The following is a 22,180-nucleotide window of genomic DNA, read 5'->3' as shown; positions in this document are numbered from 1 at the left end:
TCCATTTTCATGTGTCCTTACACATAAAAAAACTAAATAGTCCTATTATTCAGTTTTTAAGACCATCTTAAGATAACGATTAAATAGCTATAAGGTTATTACGTTATTCTTTCTTTAAATGAATGGAAAGGGGAAACATGATGGGATTGAAACGGGTTTCGTTCGTTGATTGTCTTCGTGGATTTAGTTTGCTTGGAATTTTACTTGCTAATTTAGTAATTTTTCAATATGGCATGCATGGAGCCTTAAAAAATTTATCAGCACAAAGTGCAGGGGATTTTGTGAAGGTGTTTATCGGCGGATCTTTTATGCCTATTTTTACACTGTTATTTGGATTTTCTTTTATAAAGCTAATTGAATCTGTACGTGAAAAAGGGATGAGAAGTCGATGGGTTATACTTCGACGGAGCATGGGGCTCATTTTATTAGGTTGGCTTCATACTACATTTATATGGGAAGGTGACATACTCTTATATTACGGTTGTATGATTCTGTTTTTGTTACCATTCATTAATCGAAAAGCAAAAACAATTATTATATGGGCTAGTATTTTCTTTGGATTTTCAGTTGCGATTATGATGAATATTAACCTAGATCTCCCAGCAAATCAGCAGGACATCAATACGTATATTGAAAAAGCAGATACCATTTATGCGCATGGTAGTTATTTAGATGTCGTTAATTTTCGTCTAAATAGGCTGATGCCTGAGCAGGAAACATCTTTCCTATTACTTGTAGCGCCACTATTCTATGCACCGTTGTTTTTACTTGGCATAGCCCTAGCGAAAATGCGAACATTTGAAAATATGGAGAGAGAACAAAAGTGGTATAAGTTAGGCATGATACTTGTGCCTATTGGGATACTATGTAAATATTTAAGCTTAAAAGAATGGGATTTTTCGACTACGCTTCATATGAGTGGGGCACAAGTTTTAGCGTTAGGCTATGTATGTGTTGCAGCCTTACTTTATAAGAAATGGGGTACACTGCCTATTACTTATGCCTTTGAATGTGTCGGTAAGCTATCTCTGACAAACTATTTAATGCAATCTATTATTTGTACAACGGTATTTTTTGGCTATGGTTTTGGACTGTACGGAAAATTAGGTGTCTTGAATGGGATGTTATTTGGATTAGGCGTTTATTGTGTGCAGTGCATTGGCAGTGTCTTATATTTAAAAAAATTCAAGCGTGGCCCATTTGAGCAGGCTTTACGGATGTGGACGAATTGGTCCATTGATGGTCGATTAAAGCGAAAAGAACAGAGTATTAATAGAGTGATTGAATAACTTTAAAACAAAGGGGATGAGAGAAATCCCCTTCGTTTATAAAATAATACCTTGCTTATAAAGTAGGTTTATAGCATGGGAACGATTTTTAGCCTGTAGTTTTTTTATTGCAGACTTTACATATTGATTGATCGTTAATTCGCTTAAATCCATACTATTTGCAATTTCCTTCGTACTGTCTCCGTTAGCAACTTGCATCATAACTTCTAACTCACGTTTACTAAGAGCAACATTTTTGCTTCTCTCTTTAGATTGAATTAATAAATGTCCAACCATATTACCAAAGCTAGTTAAATCATCTAGAAGTCTATCGTTTATTTCTATATCTTCTTCAAAATGAGTGCTACAAATATAACCGAAAACAAATGGGCCGATAAATATAGGCACGATTAAAAGCTTGTTGTGTTTAGAGGCGACAACATATTTAATACTAATGTTTTTCAAATAATCCATTCCTGTACAAAACTTTGCTTTTTTATCGACAATAGAAGAATAGATAATTGGAAAACTTCGTATCTCCTCTCTAATTTCTCCGATATGGATTCCGCCAGACTCATTTAAATAAATAATGCCTTCAGCTACAAATCCTATTGGAGAATATCTCAAAAAATAGGCATCTTTAATAGGGAATGAATTCAAATATACCTGCAAAATGTGTATCAGCAACTCTTCGTGATTCGAAAAGTTATCAATAGTGTCAAAATGTTTTTGAATGGTATAAAGATTTGACATGTTGTATCCCCTTTTTTTAAGTATATAATACGCTTGAAATGAGGAATATTCAATATTTTCTGGTAAATGTATTATTAACGCTAAGATATCCCTTTTTCCTTTAGTAATTTGATTTGTAGAAGTTTATATGACCGTTTGACAAATAAACGAAGTGGGGGAGGAACAGTGAGTGAAAAATAATTCAATCAAAGAGGTAGATGCAATTGTACTTGGTGCAGGGTTTGCTGGACTTTATATGTTATACCAACTAAGGAGTAAGGGGTTTTCTACAGTTCTATATGAAGCCGGGGGCGGAGTAGGTGGCGTTTGGTATTGGAATCGCTATCCTGGTGCTAGATGTGATGTTGAAAGCATCTATTATAATTATACATTTTCAAAAGAATTGTACGAGGAGTGGGATTGGACATCTAGATTCCCGGAGCAAGAGGAAATATTAAGCTATTTAAACTATGTAGCAGATCGTTTTGATTTGAGAAAGGATATTCAATTTAATAGACGAGTAAATGCTGCACATTTTGATGAAGAGCGCAGTAAATGGCTTATTCATTTAAATGATGGTACTCAAGTTTTCGCAAAGTATTTCATTACAGGAATAGGCTGCTTATCTGCTGCAAATATGCCAAACATAAAAGGATTAAATCAATTTAAAGGTAAGTGGTATCATACTGGGCATTGGCCACATGAAAAGATTGATTTTACTGGGAAACGAGTAGGGATTATTGGGACAGGTTCAAGTGGAATTCAAGCAATTCCAGTAATAGCAAAAGAGGCAAAGCATTTAACAGTATTTCAGCGTACACCACAATATACAGTTCCTGCACGAAACCATACTTATGACAAGGAATTTATTCGAAGTACTAAGGAAAACTTTGAAACATTAAAGCATGCAATGAGGAATTCTATATCGGGTACACCTCACCTACAAAATAATCGATCTGCTTTGGAGGATAGTGAAAGCAAACGGCAGCAGGTGTTTGAGGATGCTTGGGCAGAAGGCGGATTTGCTTTTGCGATGTCTTATAATGATTTTTTAACAAATGAACAATCGAATGAAAAGGCTGCAGAGTTTATCCGTTCGAAAATCCGTGAAGTTGTCAAAGATCCCAAAGTAGCGGAGAAGCTAAGTCCAAAGTATATGTATGGCACGAAAAGACAAATACTAGATACCGATTATTTTGAAACGTACAACAGAGAGAATGTTTTATTAGTTGATGTAAAGGAATCACCAATAGAGGAGATAACAGAAGTGGGCATTAAAACAGCGAAAGATCAATATGATTTAGATATTATTATTTTTGCTACTGGTTATGACGGTATGACAGGTCCTTTATTTAAAATAGATATTCAAGGAAAAGGCGGCGTTGTATTAAAGGATAAATGGGAGAACGGGGCGTCGGTTAGAACGTATTTAGGCCTAACGACAGCAGGGTTTCCTAACTTATTTATGATTACAGGTCCCGAAAGTCCGTCTGTGCTTGTCAATATGCCAACTGCTATCGAACAGCACGTAGAATGGGTTGCAAATTGTATTGAATATATGCGAGAGCATGACATTGATGTAATAGAGACCAATATACAAGCGGAGGAAGAATGGAGTAAGCATAATCGAGAAATTGCAAATGGAACGTTATATGTAAAGGGCGATTCTTGGTACACTGGCGCCAATATAGCAGGGAAGCCTCGAAGCTTTTTAATATATCTTGGCGGATTTGATTATTACACAAAACGCTGTAACGAGATTGCCCAAAATAATTATGAAGGTTATACGATGTTGAAATTAAAAACTATATCGTAACGGATGGTACGGGGAAGGGGGAAGTACGATGGAACAACAGGTAGTAATTATTACGGGGGCAGGTAGTGGTATTGGAAGAGAGACTGCTAAACTTTTAGCAAAAAAGAATACGGCGATTGTTTTGGTAGATTTTGATGAAATAAATGGACAGGAGACCCTAGAAGCGGTAAAAGAACATAATCAACATGTTATTTTTGTACATGCGGATGTATCCAAAAGTCAGGACGTTAAGAAATATATTAAAGTGACCAAGGAAAATTTCGGGAAAATTGATGCTTTCATTAATAATGCAGGTGTATTAAGCCCACCGTCTTTATTAGGAGATTTAGAGGAAGAAAGTTTTGATAGGATTATAGCCGTTAACCTTAAAGGTGCTTTTTTAGGTCTAAAATACGTATTAAAAGAAATGGAGCAGCAAAAATCAGGAGTTATTGTGAATACGGCTTCTTCAGCAGGCATTCAAGGGCAGCCATATTTAGGAGGTTATGCTGCGAGCAAACATGGTGTCATTGGACTAACAAAAACAGCAGCCATCGAATATGGATCTAGTGGAATAAGAGTAAATGCTATATGTCCTGGTGGTGTAATAACGAATATGACGAAGGGAATTGAGACGAATCCTGAGGGAAATGGACCGATGCGAAGACTTGCAACACCAGATGAGATTGCAAATGTGATAGGTTTCTTAATTTCAACGGATGCATCTTATGTAAATGGTGCAGTTGTGACGATTGATGGTGGATTAACTTCTTAAAAATCATAATTTCATGATGAAAGGATGAAATGAATGGAAAACCGTATTGATCCAGAACTAAGAGAGACGTTATCACTAATGCCACCTTTAGATTTAGACAATTTGGAGGCTACTAGAGAAGGATTAGCTGCAACTGCTCAACCTGCTCCGATAGCAGACAATATTTCTGTTGAAAACAAAATGATTCAAGGACCGAATGATAATGATTCACTACGTATTAGAATTTATATGCCAAAGGAAAAGGCGGGGGATTTACCAGTGCTTTTATGGATTCATGGAGGAGGATATGTACTAGGTGCTCCAGAGGGTGATGATTTACTATGCCAACGTTTTGTGGATGAAGCAAATTGTATTGTAGTATCGGTGGACTATCGACTTGCACCGGAATATCCTTATCCTACGCCACTTGAAGATTGTTACGCTGCATTAAAATGGGTAGCTGACAATGCGAAAGATTTAGGGATTGATAGTACTCGAATTGGTGTAGCAGGGGCAAGTGCGGGAGGTGGGTTAACAGCAGCATTAGCACTACTGGCTCGTGATAGAGACTATCCTAACCTTAGTTTTCAAATGCCACTCTATCCGATGATTGATGATCGTAATAATACGCCTTCTGCATTGGAGATTACAGGACATATGGTTTGGAATCATAATTTAAATCAAAAGGGCTGGGCAATGTATTTAAATGGGGATAATGGCGGTGATGATGTATCACAATATGCTGCAGCTGCAAGAGCAGAAGACTTATCAGGTTTACCATTTACTTATACTTGTGTCGGTCAATTGGATCCATTCCGTGATGAGACATTACAATATGTAACGAGGCTATGTCAGGCTGGTGTTGATGTTGAATTCCATTTGTATCCTGGCTGTTATCATGCCTTTGAAAGCTTTGTTCCAACAGCGGCAATTAGTCAAAGAGCAGCAACGGAATATGTTGAAGCTGCTAAATATGTTTTAAATCGTAATGTTTCTGTTCATTTATAGTTTTCTTGCGAATATTTTCGATATATCTTCAAGTAAAATCCTAGGGTAATAGTCGATTTCATTGAAGTGATACTTAAAGTAAAAGGAATCTGCGTACATTAAAGTATGCAGATTCCTTTTTATATTGATTATTGTGCAATAGATTGTGCTTTATCGATAATTTCTTGTGGGATGTCGATTGTTTTTAGGTGATTGAAATCAGTGTACGTTACAGCTGATTTAGTTTTCATTGATAGTTCTTGATCTTCAACTTTCATTTTCAAATCGAAATCCATATCCATTTTAGTTGTATCGAAAGTCTTTTTATCGACTTCTAGAACATAGTGTATTTTATCGATTGTTAAGTTATCAAGTGGGTTTTCTTCAAGACCCATATCTTTCATTGATTTGCTAATTTCAGAATCGATAAGTTCTTTAAATTTATCGCCTTTAGCGTCTAAAGTTAAGACATATGCATCATCTGTTTGTTCGAATTTGAAATCTTTGATAAAGTTTTTAAGCTGTTCTAATTGTGCCTTAGCGTCTGCAGATGATGCAGTTTGTTCCATCATTGCATCAAATTGTTCGCTTGGTAATTTATACCAACTTTTAGTTGTTTCATCCTTCATAAAAAAGCCTTGATCTTTCTTCATGTACATATCAATCGGCATTTCCGTGCTTTTTTGATCTGCACTAGTCATATCTGGCATTGTCATTGAACCTGATAAGTGCATAGCAATTGGATCGGTAACTACATCCATATCCATTTTCGATTCGATGGTAAACTCCATAGATTCTTCGCCTGATCCAGCTTTAGTTTCTTGAGTCATCTCCATTTTTGCACTCGAGCTTTTAATGTTTGCTTGGCGCTCTACCGCTTTTTCATATACTTGCTCTAAAGTGAGTTCGCTTTTATTAGTTGTGTCTTTCTTAGGGGTAGCGCTACTGTTACAGGCTGCTAGCGTCAGTGCTAATGCTCCAACACTTAAAACTTTTAAAAATTTGTTCATTACTTTCATCTCCTATTCGTTGGTAAAAACATCAACTATTAGTATACATTACTGCAATAGTAAAAGTTTCGTTATTTAAAAAACAGTACCAATTTGATAAAAAAATAATAGTAAATACCTAATAGTTATATTTGTTTGCAAGCCTTCTTACTCATGACATGTCGAAAGAAAACTAATTCATAAATATTAATTAATGCTCAAAAAATCTGTTGTTAGTTATTGTAAAATATTGAATGGTATAGCTTATCACCACAACGTGTGGTTGATTTCTGTTCTGACTGGGCGTTTTGTTGCGGTCGCTACGCTTTCGCACAGATAAAACATTTGCCGCTGACGCTTCGCTTTCGCGCAGATAAAACATTTGTTGTTGCGGTCGCTACGCTTTCGCACAGGGCAAAGCTTCCTGGGGGCGTCCGATGAGCTGCTTCGCTGCAAGGTCCCAGACCAACACAATGTTGGTCACGAAGGAGTGTGTTGTAGCTGACGCTTCGTTTCCGCTACAGATAAATTGCCATAGGACGTGGCGTTCTTAGACTGAGTCCCTCTATTTCAGTAGGTGTTTGGACGCCCACTGAAAAGGAACCACATTTTCATCCATTTCACCACCTTTAAAGGAAGGAGTCTTCTACTGAATAAAGCTAAATGGCATACATTTTAACAAATGTCATCTACAAGTTTTGGTGATGAGCCAACGTTGGTAAGACAAGAAACTATCATTACTAGATTATTTTTTGGTAGAGGATTCTAATGATTTTACGGTGTACTGTGGGAGTATGACAGTTAGTAGCTTTTTATAGACGGACATTGCTGCCTGAAAAGCATGTTGTTTTGCCTATACAAACTTTAAAAACATCAGTTATTACTATGTACATAAGAGGAGTAGGGGGAGTGTTGTACGATTTCGAGTTGAGTCTACTTTCGATATTGAAATAAATATATTTACAAAAAGAAAAAGCCGAGAAAATGATATCATTTTCTCGGCTTTGTTTATCAATTATAGCCCCAGATCATTGCGAATAATGTACCAATGATTGTGACAACACCTACGAATACTGAATATAAAATCGTTGTATATAACGTTTTCTTATCTTCAGATTCACCGATGTGCATGAATAATACTAATTGTACAGTTGCTTGTGCAAGAGCAGTTACTAGTAAAATACCAAATGCCATGTTAAGTGACATATCAAATTTAACAACAGCTAAAGCTACAACTGTTAGTAATAGTGAGAAGGCGAAGCCCATCACATGTTGTTTTGGGAATAATTCCTTCATCAGCTAATCAGTCCTTTCAAGTAGACGAAGCTGAAGATGAAAATCCAAACAACGTCTAGGAAGTGCCAGTACAGTGAGAAGATGAACGCTTTATTAGCCGTTTGTGGGTTTAAGCCACGGCTAGCTACTTGGATTAAAATTGCAACGCCCCAGAAGAAACCGAATGTTACGTGGGCACCGTGCGTACCAAGTAAAGTCATTAATGCAGATAAGAATGCACTTGTTTGAATTGTAGCACCTTCATCTACATATGTGATAAATTCATCGATCTCAATGCCTAAGAAGCCAAGACCAAATAGAAGTGTGATGATGAAAAATGCCATCATCGCTTTTTTATTGCCAATGCGCATTGCATGAACACCAAGACCAATTGTGAAACTACTTGCTAATAATAAGAATGTTTCCCATAATACTGGTGTTAATTCAAAAATTTCAGCGCCACTTGGGCCACTACCTGTACGTGTATGAAGTGTGAAATACACTGTAAATAATGTGGCGAATAATACGATTTCGGCGCCAAGGAAAATCCAGAAGCCGAAAATTTTCAGACGATTTTCCTCTGTACTATATTCTAATGGAAGTGAAGAATCGATTTTCATATTATTTATCACCTCTCAAACTTTTCTCAGTTGCCATAACTTCTTCAACTGAAATATATCGACCATGATCTTTTTCAAACGAACGCTGAATCATAAAGCCGAATACACCAATCATACTAACGATGGCAGGAATCCATAGATTAAATACAGCGAAGAATGCTGCAAGGAAGAAGAATCCACTCATCCAGAATGGTGCGCCAGTGTTGTTAGGCATGTGAATTTTTTCAATTTTACCTGCTGTTATATCGCGACCTTCTTTTTTCGCGAACCAGAATTCATCTAAACGTGTAACAGTTGGAACTACTGCAAAGTTATATTCCGGTACTGGAGAATGAGTAGCCCATTCTAGTGAACGACCATCCCAAACATCTGCTTTTTCATTACGAGGCATATGTTTCCAGCTGTAGTAAATGTTGTATACGATTAACGCAAAGCCGACAGCAAGACCAATTGCACCGATGAACGATAACATGCTCAATGGACCGTAGCCAGTTGACTCAGAGTAAGTGTACATACGACGAGCGTAACCATCTAAACCTAAAATAAATAGAGGGAAGAAAGCTACGTTGAAGCTAATTGCGATAAACCAGAAAGCAGTTTTCCCTAGTTTTTCATTTAAACGGAAACCGAACATTTTTGGCCACCAGTAGTGGTAACCTGCAAGTACACCGAATACTGTACCTGGAATTAATACATAGTGGAAGTGGGCAACTAAGAACATCGTATTATGATATTGATAGTCAGCACTTGCCATTGCAAGCATTACCCCTGTAACCCCACCAATTGTGAAGATAGGAATAAAGCCAAGAGCATAAAGCATAGGAGTTGTAAATTGAATTTTACCGTGTCTCATTGTGAGCAACCAGTTAAATATTTTAACCCCTGTCGGAACAGCGATTGCCATTGTTGTAATAGAGAATACGCTGTTTACCATTACACCGTGACCCATTGTATAGAAGTGGTGGGCCCATACTACGAATGATAGTAATGAAATAACGACCATACTCATAACCATTGATTTATAGCCGTATAAGTTTTTACGTGCAAATGTCGCAATGATTTCAGAGAAAATACCGAAAGCAGGTAGGATAACGATATAAACCTCAGGATGTCCCCAAACCCAGAATAGGTTGGCCCAAAGCATATCCATACCACCATTTTGCATTGCAAAGAATTGTGTACCAAATTGACGGTCTAACATCATTAATGCAAGTGCTACAGTTAACACTGGGAATGCAAATACGATAATAATGTTTGTAATTAAAATTGACCAAGTGAACATTGGCATTTTCATTAATGTCATACCAGGTGCACGCATTTTAATGATTGTTGCGATAAAGTTAACACCAGTCATTAACGTACCAATCCCTGATAATTGTAAAGCTAAAGAATAGTAGTTGTTCCCAACAGATGGACTAAATTCTGTCCCAGATAGTGGGAAGTAAGCTGTCCAACCAGCATCAGGTGAACCACCAATGATAAATGATAGGTTTAGTAAACCACAACCAGCTGCAAATAACCAGAAGCTGACTGCATTTAGACGTGGGAACGCAACGTCACGTGCACCAATTTGCAGTGGGATAACAACGTTCATTAAACCAATTACGAATGGCATGGCCATGAATAAAATCATGATTAAACCATGTGTTGTGAAAATTTCATTATAGTGTTGTGCATCAAGAAGTCCGTTATCAGGAACTGCCGTTTGTGCACGCATTAATAGTGCATCGATACCACCGCGGAATAACATTAAAAGCGCTACAGCGATATACATAATACCGATTTTTTTATGGTCAACAGTTGATAGCCAGTTTTTATAGAAATAGCCCCACTTTTTGAAATACGTAAGGCCAGCAAAGATAACCACTGCTCCAACTACGATACTAATAGCTGCCGCTAAAATCATCGGTTCTTTCATTGGATGGAAAACTTCTTCCATACTCATTAGACGCGCTCCTTTCAGGTTTAAAAATTAATGTGAATGTGTTGCTTCAGAATTTTTTTGTGAATCAGAATGATCCCCATGGTTCATATCACTATGATCCATGTCTCCCATTTTCATGTGTTCACTGTGTTCCATTGGAGCTGGACTAAATTCTAAGTGTGTAGATGAATAGCTTGAACGACCAACGTGTTCTGCTTTTAATAGTTCATCAAATTTTTCTTCTGTTAATGGTTTTTCTTTTGTTTTCACATCATTAGCCCATTTGTCGAAGTCTTTTTGTGTCATAGTTTGCGCTTCAAATTCCATTTCAGCAAATCCGCGACCGCTAAAGTTAGAGTTACGACCCATGAATGAACCAACCTCATCTGCGGCAAGGTGAATAGTTGTTAACATGTCACTCATCGCATATTTTTGACCAGCTAATTGAGGAATCCAGAAACTTGTGATTGGTCCGAATGAGTAAAGTTTGAACTCAATTGGACGGTCAGTTGGAATATTTACATAGTTTACAGTTTCAATACCTTGCTCTGGATAACTAAAATGCCATTTCCAGTTAGATGATGAAGCATAAATAACAAGTGGCTCTTTATTGTCATAACCTTCTGGTTGAGACTCTACAGTACTTGTTGTTCTTACAGTAACAATTGCTAAGAATGCCACTATGATAATAGGGATAACTGTCCATGTAATTTCAAGTAGATGACTACCCTCTTCGTGAGGAGGCTCATAATCGGCAGATGCTTTTGAAGCACGGTATTTTGTTAACATAAATGCTAAAAGCACATACACGACTAGTAATATAAAGGCCATTGTAATAATGGATAAAATAATTGTGTCTGATAATGTTTTGGCATTTGGCCCTTTTGGATCAAAGATTGTTAGTGGTTCACAACCAGAAAGAACTGCAAGCGCACCAAATGCAATAAACATTAAGCTTAACTTTTTCTTCATGTTTGACTCCTTTCTATAAAACGGCTATTCATAAATTTCATGTGTTTGTGTATAAATTCGAATTTATAAATAGTGGGTAATAAGGTCACCTCTTTTAGTTGTTGTACCAATCAAATAATAAGAAATACTTACAATGGCATGGTTCATTATGAAACATTGAATCTAGTATTTGATTGGTCTAGTGCAAGCGTTCGCAAAATCATTAATTTGTGTAATCGATTTTTTAGACAATGTGTCATAATCAATCGACACAAAAAGTCATTGTTTGCACATTGGATTATACGCCCGTTTCAAATGAAAAAAAATTATTTTTTTATATTTTTAATAGTAAACCGGGGGTGAATATGAACATTTTTTGAACAAAAATCGTTATTTCAATATTAGTATTTTTGCGTTTAATTAAATAAACACTGTTGAAACGTTGAAAACACTGAGTTTATCGTGTTGAACTATGTAAATAGTTTTTTTTGTGAAAATATCATTTCACATTTTAGACTTCATTTTGTAATAAAATCGCCGTTATGTTAAGGTTTTGAATGCTTTTTTGTTGCGTTTTTTAGAAAGGTGAGGCCAAAAAAAGTAGAATTATGGATATATCAGGATGAACTATCAATGTAAGGGATGATTGGAAGAGGATATTTCGGAAACTACTATTAATTATGTTAATATAGTTATGAACTTCCGTATATTGTATTTTTGATATTTTATTCAAAAAGTAAAAATAGCAAACTAAGGATATCCTTGGTTTGCTATTTTTGGTTACAAAGACGAAAATAAATGTTCTAAGCAGAAAGAAAGTGATTTATCTTTATTCGGCACAATTACGCCGAGGTAATGAAGATGAATTTTAAGCTCCTAGCTTTAGCCATTTTGCTACTTGTCCATAGATAGTATTTTGAAGTTTTGGAGCTAGATTATTCATCTTTAAGGCGAAGTACAATGTTTTCATTAAATTTAATGTGCATGTACGTCCACTGAAAAAGGCTTCGCTATAGCCCTGAGTCACTAATTGCATTTCAAATTTATCAAATACCTGTTCGACAAATTCTATCAATGCTTCTTCGGAGTAGTTACGAGCTAGTAACGCTTCAATTATATTAATTAAGCGTTCCTCCTCATCGTCGACAAAGACAGTATCTTTCCATGTAACAAGTTTCAATGCATGCAAGATGGAAGGTGCATGCTGTAAATCAAATTTAGGGTGTTTAATCGTCATTGCCGCTAAATCTGCACCATGTGCAATGCTATGTGCCCAGCCCTTATCATGAACATGACCACGTGTATCTTTTTCCAATAATAAATAGCGGCCAATCTTTTGAAAGAAAACTTGTAGACGATCATCATTTAAAACCAGTAGTTCAGCATCTTTTGCAAGAATACCTGCTGCAAGTAAAGCAGAAAACGAACGTGTAAAGACACTATCTGTCAATTCTTCACCTAGCTTTAAATATAAAAAATCGTCACCTATAACAGTATCAAATAAATATTGTAACTGTTCGGTGCTTAGTAAATTGTCGCTAAGTATTTCAATAAAAGTACGATAAATTAATTTGTCTCGTAATTCGGCATCTGGTGAACCAATGTGCGCTAACATTTCTTGTAACAACCAATCCCCCTTGTGCAACATAAATTCTTGTCGTGCTGAATGTGTCATAGTGGAAAATGATTGTAATGTATTTTTGATATCCATAGGTAATTCCCCCGAAGTTAATTAATTCTCTATAAGAGCATTTTTTTTAATGTATTCCTTGATAATCACTAGTCTTTGTAATTACTTTTATAACAATGCGCAAACATAGTAAAAATGCTTTTAGAGCTATGCATTTTTATTATAGCGTTTCAACGATAAATTTGTGAGTTGTGAAGCTCTCTAGTGATATAGGAGTATATTCACAATGGGAATTCCAGAATCAAGAGAAAGTTGATATGATAGACAAGCGACAAAAAGGGAAAGATTTATTAAAGGAGCGTTTTTCGCCTTGGCGTAATTGTTGCTGTCGCTTCGCTTTCGCACAGAAAACATTTGTTGCTGTCGCTTCGCAAATCACTCTTGTTTAAATTTCGTTTTTTTACTATTAATTAGAGTGGAGACTAAGCGACTCCTTGGAGATCAGCAATAGAGGAACGAACGTCCTGTGATAACGCCTTCGTGACCAACATCGTGTTGGGCCGAGTCTATGGAGCGAGCGTATCGAGTGAAGCGGCTCAACGGACGCTCCACAGGAAGTTTTGCTCTGTGCGAAAGCGTAGCAGCAGCAACAACAAAGCGCTCAGTCGGAACGGAAATCACCCCCTTGTTTTGCCGAAGAATCATATTTTTAAGGACATCTGACGCGATAGTTTCCAATAAAAAAAGACATACCTATTAAAGTATGTCTCATCCTAGTTATGATATAACGGCTGACTTTATACCGAGCGGCCATTCCGTAAAGGTATTTTGATTAGTTTTTAATTCTACGAGAATATTTGCATTTTTAATGGCATCGATTAGCCATTCACTATAATGAAGATTCGGTTGTGAGTGCTGTAAGATTCGTTGCATATCTTTTTTGTCGATACTTAGAAGTTTATAGTTGCATTCAATGTGTACATTTTGGGGAATAATAAAAAGTGACTCATGTTGGTGTCCCAGTGAAATGGAGCCAGGAATGTGACCTTGAATACTTATAATATGTGTAATCGCTTCTTGTGTGTATACATCAATCTTAGTTCTTGTGAGTATTTCAAATTCAATCGGATAATCCTTCAAATCGGGACCGTCCGCTGTAGATAACGAAACAACTTTAATTGATAGTGCCTCATACATAGGAGAGATGCTACTACCAAATTCACTAACTGTATCTATTAATTGCATGTATTCCACTCCTTGGAAGAACTTTAAATTACAGATAAAGCTGGGTGCCTGTAAATATAATAAATATAATAAATAAAAGATATTATTAATTATAATACAATTTATTACAAAATATGAAATGCCAAAGTGAAGATTTTTGTTAAAAATGAACGGTAGATAGATTTATTGGTATATATGTATTGTCATTTACCTAAAGAGTTGAAAGTGATATATATTACAACGTATAGCAACTAATGAGATTGATTAGAGTGAAGGTGGGGAGCGTCCCAAATGTGTGATAACCTTCGTGACCCAATAAGGGTAGCTTACTGATAATGCGTTCAGCGAATACGGAAATAAACCCCATGTTATGATGATCATTCAATAAGAACTAAACTTAAAATAGAAGTAAAGAGGTGAGAAAAATGACAAAGCGAAAACGGCATGTTATCAAACATGACAATATTGTTGTTTTTCCTGGTGCTGTTCAGACATTAATACGTGAAGGACATATGTATGCGGAAAATTATCAATATGAAGAGGCTGTGGCAAGCTTTGAAAAAGCATTTTTATATGAAGCTGGAGACGAAATTACATTAAGTACCTACGCGTATGCTTTATATGAATTGAAAGAATACGATAAAGTTAAAAATGTATGTGAGCAATTGTTTGCTATGGGGACGACATTGTATGTAGAAGTAATGGAACTGTATGTTACAGTATGTATGCAGTTAAAGGAATACCATCAAGTGGAATCGTTAATTACGACATTAATTGAAGAAAACGTACTTCCAGATGATCAGCTTGAGAAATTTGAACGCTTAAGAAGCTTGAATCAAGAAGTTGCTAGGAATCTCCAAAAAAAAGAGGATGCTAAACGATTGTTAGAAGAGCAAGAATATGAACTTTCGAAATTTAGTGCATTAACGCCAAACGAACAATCTATTCGACTGCATCGCTTAATGGATACGAATGTACGACAATTAAAAACAGCATTGAAAGCTATTATTGAATGTCCAACAATCCATCCATTTGTTCAGAGCTTAGCATTAATTCTATTAGTGGAACAAGAAGTGTCGATTGACATTACTGTCTCAAAATTTGATGAAACAATAACTGTTAATCCTAATAATTTAGTCCTGCCAAACCAGTTGCCTCAGTATAGGGAAATAAAAAAAATAATTGAAAATAAATTAGAGCAAGACCCATCGACGTTGGAAATGGTACAATATTTAATGGCGAAGCATGCCATTGTAACGTATCCGTTTGAATGGCAACCATTCGAAGCCGATGATATCGCCTATAGTTATATTGACTTTGTACAATCTATGCTCGGGAAAGTACAGGAAATGGATTATGAAATCATTGACTTTTTACAAATGTTAGAAAAACTAACAGAACTACATGAGGTATGAAATAAGTTGAAACTATACGCATCTATGTTATACTAAAATGGTTGTCAAAATCGTAGTTACGAATGAATTGTCTAACATTTAAACTTGATTATTTATTTGGAGGTATTTATACATGTCAGCAAAATGGGAAAAACAAGAAGGTAATATCGGTACTTTAACAATCGAAGTACCAGCTGCAGAAGTAGACGCAGCAATGGACCAAGCGTTCAAAAAAGTTGTAAAACAAATTAACGTACCAGGTTTCCGTAAAGGGAAAATGCCTCGTAAAATGTTTGAACAACGTTTTGGTATCGAGTCTTTATACCAAGATGCATTAGAAATCATCGTTCCAGAATCTTATTCAAAAGCGATTGATGAAGCTGGAATTATGCCAGTTGATTACCCAGAAATTTCTGGTACAGAAAACTTCGTACACGGTAAAGATTTCGCATTTACTGCTCAAGTAACTGTGAAACCAGAGCCAAAACTTGGTGAGTACAAAGGTTTAGAAGTTGCTAAACTTCCAGTAGAAGTTACTGACGAAGAAGTAGAAACACAAATTCAAGACCAATTAGCTCGTAAAGCAGAGCTTGAAATTAAAGAAGACGAAGCGATCGTAGAAGGCGATACAGCTACTATCGACTTTGAAGGTTTCGTAGGTGAAGAAGCATTTGAAGGTGGTAAAGGTGAAGACTACCCACTAGAAATCGGTTCAGGTTCATTCATCCCAGGCTTTGAAGAGCAACTTGTAGGTGTAAAAACTGGTGAATCTAAAGACGTAGTTGTTACTTTCCCAGAAGAATACCATGCAGCTGAATTAGCTGGTAAAGAAGCTACTTTCAAAGTAACTGTAAAAGAAGTTAAAACGAAAGTTCTTCCAGAATTAAACGACGAATTCGCTAAAGAATTAGACCCAGAAGTTGAAGGTGTCGAAGCTTTACGCGCTAAAATCAAAGAGCAAACTGCTGAACAAAAACAAGCTGAATCTGATGCAACACTTCGTGATCAATTAGTTGAAAAAGCTGCTGAAAATGCAGAATTTGAAGTACCAGCTGGTATGATTAACTCTGAAACTGATCGTATGTTACAAGAATTTGGTCAACGTTTACAAATGCAAGGCATGAACTTAGACCTTTACTACCAATTCTCAGGTCAATCAGAAGAAGATTTACGCGGACAAATGAAAGAAGAAGCACAAAGCCGTGTACGTGTATCTTTAACACTTGAAGCAATTGCTGAAGCTGAAAAAATTGAAGCAACTGAAGCTGATATCGAAGCCGAATTAGAAAAAATGGCTGCTCAATTTAACATGACTAAAGAACAAATTACTGGAGCTTTAGGCGGCACAGCAGTTCTTGAAAACGACATTAAAATTCAAAAAACAGTTGAATTTTTAGTAGAAAACGCTAAAATTACTGAATAGGATTTTTTTGTAACTGGATAGAAAAATGAAAACAAGGTACGGCATTAAACCGTGCCTTGTTTTATCACATATTTTTTATTTAGGCTAAGCTAGATTCCCCTTTAGAATTAGTTCAGTTAATTTTATTATTAATATTACGACTACTTTCATCGCAAAAAGCATCCTCCAAAAGGAAATACTTTTTTGAAAAGGGGATAGGCAAAGGCCATTACACTTCTCTAATACATAGTATTGTTTGACTTTTCACACGATGCTAAAATTTGACTTTATTCAGCAGAGATCATATGATGTCTCAATTCTTTCAAATGAGGAACAACGAAATACATCCTCTTCTGAATGAAGTTAAGCCTCTGGCGAATGTAATAGATTTTAACTTCTTTCAGCCATTATTTTCTTTAGCGAAAGCGGCAATTGTCGAGTGTCAGAGATCTTGACGAAAAGAAAGGTCTTTCGTCGCTAGAGGTTTCTGAAGAATCAGTCAGTTACACAAATACGTGGAAATATGATTCAGTGGCGGAGTGACTCATTGTAAGCCCTCGGTAAAGCGCTTAGCCGGAACGAAAATCAACCACACGCTATGGTGATGAGCTGGAATTCATCAAGTTAAAGAATGGGCATTATTTGCGATAAATGTTAATGTTTTTCGTACAATGAATGTCGAAACCTTTTTAAAATCTTGAAACATAAACGCCGTGGTGTAAATAGATGCAGACAATTTATTTGATTAAGATTCAATAATCTTGTAAGATTGTTGCTTGAATAGGGGTGAAACATATTGTTCAAATTTAATGATGAAAAAGGCAATTTAAAATGCTCATTCTGTGGAAAACCACAAGAACAGGTACGTAAACTAGTTGCAGGTCCTGGTGTTTATATTTGTGATGAATGTATCGAACTTTGTTCAGAAATCGTTGTAGAGGAACTTGGCGTTGAAGAAGAAATTGAGTTCCAAGATATTCCAAAACCAAAAGAGATCTTAACGATTTTAGATGAGTATGTAATAGGACAAGAACGTGCTAAAAAAGCTTTAGCAGTTGCGGTTTACAATCACTACAAACGCATTAATACAAATAGTAAAATTGATGATGTAGAATTAGCAAAATCGAACATTGTGTTAATCGGCCCAACTGGTAGCGGTAAAACTTTATTGGCCCAAACATTGGCACGTATATTAAACGTTCCTTTTGCGATTGCAGATGCTACTTCTCTAACAGAAGCTGGTTATGTTGGTGAGGACGTTGAAAATATTTTATTAAAATTAATTCAATCCGCAGATTACGATATCGAGCGTGCTGAAAAAGGAATCATCTATATTGATGAAATCGATAAAGTTGCACGTAAATCCGAAAATCCATCCATTACACGTGATGTTTCTGGTGAAGGTGTACAACAAGCTCTTCTAAAAATTTTAGAAGGTACAGTTGCAAGTGTCCCACCACAAGGTGGTCGTAAGCATCCACACCAAGAGTTTTTACAAATCGATACTACAAACATCTTATTTATTGTAGGTGGAGCATTTGATGGAATAGAATCCATTATTAAACGTCGTCAAGGTGAAAAAGTAATTGGCTTCGGTTCAGATCCAAACAAAATTGATATGGATGAAGGCTCAATTATGGCAAAGCTGATTCCGGAGGATTTATTAAAATTTGGTCTAATTCCAGAATTTATCGGTCGATTACCAGTACTTGCAAGTCTAGAACAATTAAACGAGGCTGCGCTTGTACAAATTTTAACGGAGCCTAAAAATGCACTAGCTAAGCAATATCAAAAAATGCTTGAACTAGATGGTGTTGAGCTTGAGTTTGATGAAGGTGCTCTTTCTGAAATTGCAAAAGAAGCAATTGAACGGAAGACGGGTGCACGTGGTCTTCGTTCAATTATTGAGTCAACAATGCTTGAAGTAATGTACGAACTACCTTCACGTGAAGATGTGAAAAAATGTATCATTACGGCAAAAACAATTACGGATAAAGAAAAACCGAAATTGCTTCTTGAAGATGGCACTGAACTCGATGAAGGTAGCGACACAAAAACTTCAGCATAACGAACAGACATAAATGTCTATTGTTATGAGATAAAGAGTAATTTAGCTGACTTCGATTGTGCAATATTCGCACATATCGACAGTCAGCTTTTTATTCATTCATACATAAAGCCAACTGTAATTAGATGAAATTTTTGGCTCAATTGATTAACTAGTGTGAATCAGCTTTTTAGACACATACTAGTAGCGTGGGAGTGAATAAGAAAATTTTGACGGAGGTGAATACCCGCATGGTGACAATACAAAAAACAACAAGTGTACCATTATTGCCTTTACGTGGACTTTTAGTATACCCGTCGATGGTGTTACATATTGATGTGGGTAGAAATCGTTCTGTAGCGGCGCTAGAACAAGCGATGCTGGAGGACCAATTGATATTATTGGTAACACAAAAAGAAGTGCATGATGAACAGCCTGATGAGCAAGATTTATATACAGTTGGTACGATGGCATATGTCAAACAGATGCTGAAATTACCAAATGGTACACTGCGTATTTTAGTGGAAGGTGTGGCACGTGCTACATGGTCTAATTATCGAGCGCTAGATAAATATACGATTGTTGACATCGATGTTAAGGAGGAAACAATCGGTAAGGATGTTGAAACACAAGCTTTAATGCGTACGTTGTTAACGTATTTCGAAAGATACGCGAAAGGCTCCAATAAAATTACATCTGAAACCATTAGTACTGTGGCAGACATTGAAGAGCCAGGTCGTTTGGCAGACATCATTGCATCGCATTTACCCTTTAAGATTGCAGATAAACAAGAAGTATTAGAGATGCTCAATGTAAAGAAGCGTTTAGATCATTTAATTATTCGTTTACATGACGAGCAAGAAGTACTTGATCTTGAAAAGAAAATTAATACAAAAGTTAAGCAATCCATGGAGCGTACGCAAAAGGAGTATTATTTACGTGAACAAATGAAAGCTATTCAAACTGAGCTAGGAGATCGTGAAGGAAAAACTGGCGAAGTAGCTGAATTACGTAAACTTATTGATGAAACAGGAATGCCTGAATCAACGAAAGAAGTAGTGCTCAAAGAGTTGGATCGCTATGAGAAGCTACCAGCAGCTAGTGCAGAGAGTGGCGTCATCCGAAACTATATTGATTGGATTGTTTCATTACCATGGACAAATGCGACTGAAGATCGCATGAATATCGAACATGCAGAGAACATTTTAAATCGTGATCATGACGGATTAGAAAAAGTAAAAGAACGTATATTAGAATATTTAGCTGTACGTCAGTTGAAAAAATCGTTACGTGGACCAATATTATGTTTGGCTGGCCCTCCAGGTGTAGGTAAAACATCATTAGCTCGATCTATTGCAGAAAGCTTGGATCGCAAATTTATCCGTATTTCATTAGGTGGGGTACGAGACGAATCGGAAATTCGGGGTCATCGTCGTACGTATGTTGGGGCAATGCCTGGTCGTATTATCCAAGGGATGAAAAAGGCAGGAACAATTAATCCTGTGTTCCTTCTAGATGAAATTGATAAAATGTCTAATGACTTCAGGGGAGATCCCGCAGCGGCGATGCTTGAAGTTTTAGATCCGGCTCAAAATAATACATTTAGTGATCATTACATTGAAGAACCTTATGATTTATCAAATGTATTATTTATAGCAACTGCGAATGATTTGAGTACAATTCCTGGGCCGTTACTAGATCGTATGGAAGTAATCTCAATTGCTGGTTATACAGAAATTGAAAAAGAGCAAATTACGAAAAATCACTTAATACCGAAACAGTTAAAAGAGCATGGCTTGAAAAAAACACAAGTTATTATTAAAGACGAAGCAGTAGTGGATATTATCCGTTATTATACTCGTGAAGCAGGTGTTCGCGGACTAGAGCGTCAAATCGCAACCCTCTGTCGTAAAATCGCTAAGATCATTGTTTCTGGTGAGAAAAAACGAGTAACAGTGAGCTCGAAAACGTTAGAGGAATTACTCGGTAAACATCGTTTCCGATATGGACAAGCAGAAGAGGAAAATCAAATCGGTGTAGCTACTGGGCTTGCTTATACAACTGTAGGTGGTGATACATTACAAATTGAGGTATCATTAACACCTGGTAAAGGGAAATTGCAGTTAACTGGGAAGCTAGGCGATGTCATGAAGGAATCTGCTCAAACAGCTTTATCGTATGTCCGTACAAAAATGGAAGATCTAAAAGTGGATGCAGAATATTTTGAAACACATGATATTCATATTCATGTTCCTGAAGGAGCTGTTCCAAAAGATGGACCTTCCGCAGGTATTACTATGGCAACCGCAATTGTTTCCGCAATTTTACACCGTCCAATACGCCGTGAAGTCGGCATGACAGGTGAAATTACATTACGTGGACGTGTACTGCCAATTGGTGGCTTAAAGGAAAAAACACTCAGTGCGCATCGAGCGGGCTTAACGACAATTATTTGTCCGAAAGATAATGAGCGAGATATTGAGGATATTCCTGAAAGTGTACGCGAACAACTAACATTTAAACTAGTGTCATCGGCTGATGAAGTATTAGCCTATGCACTGGACGGAGGTTTTTAAGAAAATGAAAGTCCATAACGTAGAAATGGTCATAAGTGCTGTAAGACCAGACCAATATCCAGAAGATGGACTGCCAGAATTTGCACTAGCCGGTCGTTCAAATGTGGGAAAATCCTCATTTATTAACCGAATGATCGGTCGTAAGGCTTTAGCACGTATTTCTTCTAAGCCCGGAAAAACACAAACGCTTAATTTTTACAAAATTGAAGAACAATTATTTTTTGTAGATGTTCCGGGCTATGGTTATGCAAAGGTTTCAAAAACTGAGCGTGAAGCATGGGGAAAAATGATTGAGCGTTACATCACAGGGCGCAATGAATTAAAGGCAGTCGTACAAATTGTGGATTTACGTCATCCCCCTACAGCTGATGATCGCATGATGTATGATTTTTTAAAGCATTACAATATTCCTTGTATTGTTATCGCAACAAAAGCAGATAAAATCCCAAAAGGTAAATGGGATAAGCATAAAAAAATCGTGAAAGAAACGCTAGACATGGAAAAAAATGATCCTCTTATTGTCTTTTCTTCAGAAAAAGGAATTGGCTTTGAAGAAGCTTGGCGTACGATTGAAAATAAAATGTAATAAAAAAACATCTATTGAGTCTATTA

General features: G+C 36.5%; 18 protein-coding genes. 10 read left to right on the top strand and 8 right to left on the bottom strand.

What is annotated here, in order from left to right; all coding sequences use genetic code 11:
* Positions 1-140 precede the first annotated feature (140 nt).
* Entirely contained in the window at positions 141-1,289 is a 1,149-nt protein-coding gene (locus tag ACYQ73_RS11430; protein ID WP_460012606.1) for a DUF418 domain-containing protein, read from the top strand.
* A 36-nt stretch (positions 1,290-1,325) separates the two neighbouring features.
* Here the strand turns inward: ACYQ73_RS11430 and ACYQ73_RS11425 are convergent, their stop codons facing one another.
* Positions 1,326-2,021, bottom strand: a complete 696-nt coding sequence (locus tag ACYQ73_RS11425) for a response regulator transcription factor (protein WP_460012605.1) — start codon at positions 2,019-2,021, stop codon at positions 1,326-1,328.
* Between the two features lie 169 nt (positions 2,022-2,190).
* Between ACYQ73_RS11425 and ACYQ73_RS11420 the strand changes: the two genes are divergently transcribed.
* Genes ACYQ73_RS11420 through ACYQ73_RS11410 form a run of 3 tightly spaced genes read left to right on the top strand, consistent with a single transcriptional unit; the run spans position 2,191 to position 5,557 of the window.
* Positions 2,191-3,816 (top strand): flavin-containing monooxygenase, encoded by a 1,626-nt coding sequence (locus ACYQ73_RS11420; RefSeq protein WP_460012604.1) that lies wholly within the window; start codon positions 2,191-2,193, stop codon positions 3,814-3,816.
* A gap of 28 nt (positions 3,817-3,844) precedes the next feature.
* Entirely contained in the window at positions 3,845-4,570 is a 726-nt protein-coding gene (locus ACYQ73_RS11415; protein ID WP_460012603.1) for an SDR family NAD(P)-dependent oxidoreductase, read from the top strand.
* Positions 4,571-4,603: 33 nt separating this feature from the next.
* The gene (locus ACYQ73_RS11410; RefSeq protein ID WP_460012602.1) at positions 4,604-5,557 is read left to right on the top strand and encodes an alpha/beta hydrolase; all 954 of its coding nucleotides are present in this window, start codon (positions 4,604-4,606) and stop codon (positions 5,555-5,557) included.
* A gap of 128 nt (positions 5,558-5,685) precedes the next feature.
* On the opposite strand, the gene ACYQ73_RS11405 is transcribed toward ACYQ73_RS11410, so the two are convergent.
* The 6 genes from ACYQ73_RS11405 to ACYQ73_RS11380 all read right to left on the bottom strand — a co-directional run bounded on the left by ACYQ73_RS11405 (position 5,686) and on the right by ACYQ73_RS11380 (position 13,006).
* Positions 5,686-6,546: a DUF6612 family protein gene (locus ACYQ73_RS11405; RefSeq protein ID WP_460012601.1), complete on the bottom strand. Its 861-nt coding sequence runs from the start codon at positions 6,544-6,546 to the stop codon at positions 5,686-5,688.
* Between the two features lie 990 nt (positions 6,547-7,536).
* On the bottom strand, positions 7,537-7,821 hold the full coding sequence (gene qoxD, locus ACYQ73_RS11400) for a cytochrome aa3 quinol oxidase subunit IV (protein WP_460012600.1): 285 nt from the start codon (positions 7,819-7,821) through the stop codon (positions 7,537-7,539).
* On the bottom strand, positions 7,821-8,420 hold the full coding sequence (qoxC, locus tag ACYQ73_RS11395; RefSeq protein ID WP_460012599.1) for a cytochrome aa3 quinol oxidase subunit III: 600 nt from the start codon (positions 8,418-8,420) through the stop codon (positions 7,821-7,823). The genes qoxD and qoxC overlap by 1 nt, the downstream gene beginning before the upstream one ends.
* A gap of 1 nt (position 8,421) precedes the next feature.
* The gene (gene qoxB / locus ACYQ73_RS11390; RefSeq protein ID WP_460012598.1) at positions 8,422-10,365 is read right to left on the bottom strand and encodes a cytochrome aa3 quinol oxidase subunit I; all 1,944 of its coding nucleotides are present in this window, start codon (positions 10,363-10,365) and stop codon (positions 8,422-8,424) included.
* 27 nt (positions 10,366-10,392) lie between these two features.
* Positions 10,393-11,316, bottom strand: coding sequence for a cytochrome aa3 quinol oxidase subunit II (gene qoxA, locus ACYQ73_RS11385; protein ID WP_460012597.1), 924 nt, complete (start codon positions 11,314-11,316; stop codon positions 10,393-10,395).
* A gap of 847 nt (positions 11,317-12,163) precedes the next feature.
* Entirely contained in the window at positions 12,164-13,006 is an 843-nt protein-coding gene (locus ACYQ73_RS11380; RefSeq protein ID WP_460012596.1) for a DUF2785 domain-containing protein, read from the bottom strand.
* A gap of 236 nt (positions 13,007-13,242) precedes the next feature.
* Between ACYQ73_RS11380 and ACYQ73_RS11375 the strand changes: the two genes are divergently transcribed.
* On the top strand, positions 13,243-13,374 hold the full coding sequence (locus ACYQ73_RS11375) for a hypothetical protein (RefSeq protein ID WP_460012595.1): 132 nt from the start codon (positions 13,243-13,245) through the stop codon (positions 13,372-13,374).
* Positions 13,375-13,702: 328 nt separating this feature from the next.
* Here ACYQ73_RS11375 and ACYQ73_RS11370 read toward each other — a convergent pair whose 3' ends face one another.
* Positions 13,703-14,170 (bottom strand): hypothetical protein, encoded by a 468-nt coding sequence (locus tag ACYQ73_RS11370; RefSeq protein WP_460012594.1) that lies wholly within the window; start codon positions 14,168-14,170, stop codon positions 13,703-13,705.
* A gap of 404 nt (positions 14,171-14,574) precedes the next feature.
* On the opposite strand from ACYQ73_RS11370, the gene ACYQ73_RS11365 reads away from it, so the two are divergent.
* From ACYQ73_RS11365 to yihA, 5 genes are all read left to right on the top strand, one after another.
* Entirely contained in the window at positions 14,575-15,564 is a 990-nt protein-coding gene (locus tag ACYQ73_RS11365) for a hypothetical protein (RefSeq protein WP_460012593.1), read from the top strand.
* A gap of 112 nt (positions 15,565-15,676) precedes the next feature.
* Positions 15,677-16,966: a trigger factor gene (gene tig / locus ACYQ73_RS11360; RefSeq protein WP_460012592.1), complete on the top strand. Its 1,290-nt coding sequence runs from the start codon at positions 15,677-15,679 to the stop codon at positions 16,964-16,966.
* A gap of 775 nt (positions 16,967-17,741) precedes the next feature.
* A complete protein-coding gene (gene clpX / locus ACYQ73_RS11355) occupies positions 17,742-19,013 on the top strand; it encodes an ATP-dependent protease ATP-binding subunit ClpX (protein WP_460012591.1) in 1,272 nt (423 codons plus the stop codon).
* A 230-nt stretch (positions 19,014-19,243) separates the two neighbouring features.
* A complete protein-coding gene (gene lon / locus ACYQ73_RS11350) occupies positions 19,244-21,568 on the top strand; it encodes an endopeptidase La (RefSeq protein ID WP_460012657.1) in 2,325 nt (774 codons plus the stop codon).
* A gap of 4 nt (positions 21,569-21,572) precedes the next feature.
* Positions 21,573-22,154, top strand: coding sequence for a ribosome biogenesis GTP-binding protein YihA/YsxC (yihA, locus tag ACYQ73_RS11345; protein WP_132357011.1), 582 nt, complete (start codon positions 21,573-21,575; stop codon positions 22,152-22,154).
* The last annotated feature ends 26 nt before the right edge of the window (positions 22,155-22,180 follow it).

Source organism: Lysinibacillus sp. CTST325 (genome assembly GCF_054665055.1).
This window is presented reverse-complemented; position numbering and strand designations above follow the sequence as displayed.

Bases quoted from the DNA above. Each gene is read 5' to 3' on its own strand.
- qoxA (WP_460012597.1), bottom strand. From the start codon at position 11,316: ATGAAGAAAAAGTTAAGCTTAATGTTTATTGCATTTGGTGCGCTTGCA.
- ACYQ73_RS11370 (WP_460012594.1), bottom strand. From the start codon at position 14,170: ATGCAATTAATAGATACAGTTAGTGAATTTGGTAGTAGCATCTCTCCT.
- ACYQ73_RS11425 (WP_460012605.1), bottom strand. From the start codon at position 2,021: ATGTCAAATCTTTATACCATTCAAAAACATTTTGACACTATTGATAAC.
- ACYQ73_RS11365 (WP_460012593.1), top strand. From the start codon at position 14,575: ATGACAAAGCGAAAACGGCATGTTATCAAACATGACAATATTGTTGTT.
- qoxD (WP_460012600.1), bottom strand. From the start codon at position 7,821: ATGAAGGAATTATTCCCAAAACAACATGTGATGGGCTTCGCCTTCTCA.
- ACYQ73_RS11380 (WP_460012596.1), bottom strand. From the start codon at position 13,006: ATGGATATCAAAAATACATTACAATCATTTTCCACTATGACACATTCA.
- qoxC (WP_460012599.1), bottom strand. From the start codon at position 8,420: ATGAAAATCGATTCTTCACTTCCATTAGAATATAGTACAGAGGAAAAT.
- ACYQ73_RS11410 (WP_460012602.1), top strand. From the start codon at position 4,604: ATGGAAAACCGTATTGATCCAGAACTAAGAGAGACGTTATCACTAATG.
- yihA (WP_132357011.1), top strand. From the start codon at position 21,573: ATGAAAGTCCATAACGTAGAAATGGTCATAAGTGCTGTAAGACCAGAC.
- ACYQ73_RS11430 (WP_460012606.1), top strand. From the start codon at position 141: ATGGGATTGAAACGGGTTTCGTTCGTTGATTGTCTTCGTGGATTTAGT.
- tig (WP_460012592.1), top strand. From the start codon at position 15,677: ATGTCAGCAAAATGGGAAAAACAAGAAGGTAATATCGGTACTTTAACA.
- lon (WP_460012657.1), top strand. From the start codon at position 19,244: ATGGTGACAATACAAAAAACAACAAGTGTACCATTATTGCCTTTACGT.
- qoxB (WP_460012598.1), bottom strand. From the start codon at position 10,365: ATGAGTATGGAAGAAGTTTTCCATCCAATGAAAGAACCGATGATTTTA.
- ACYQ73_RS11405 (WP_460012601.1), bottom strand. From the start codon at position 6,546: ATGAACAAATTTTTAAAAGTTTTAAGTGTTGGAGCATTAGCACTGACG.
- ACYQ73_RS11415 (WP_460012603.1), top strand. From the start codon at position 3,845: ATGGAACAACAGGTAGTAATTATTACGGGGGCAGGTAGTGGTATTGGA.
- ACYQ73_RS11375 (WP_460012595.1), top strand. From the start codon at position 13,243: ATGATAGACAAGCGACAAAAAGGGAAAGATTTATTAAAGGAGCGTTTT.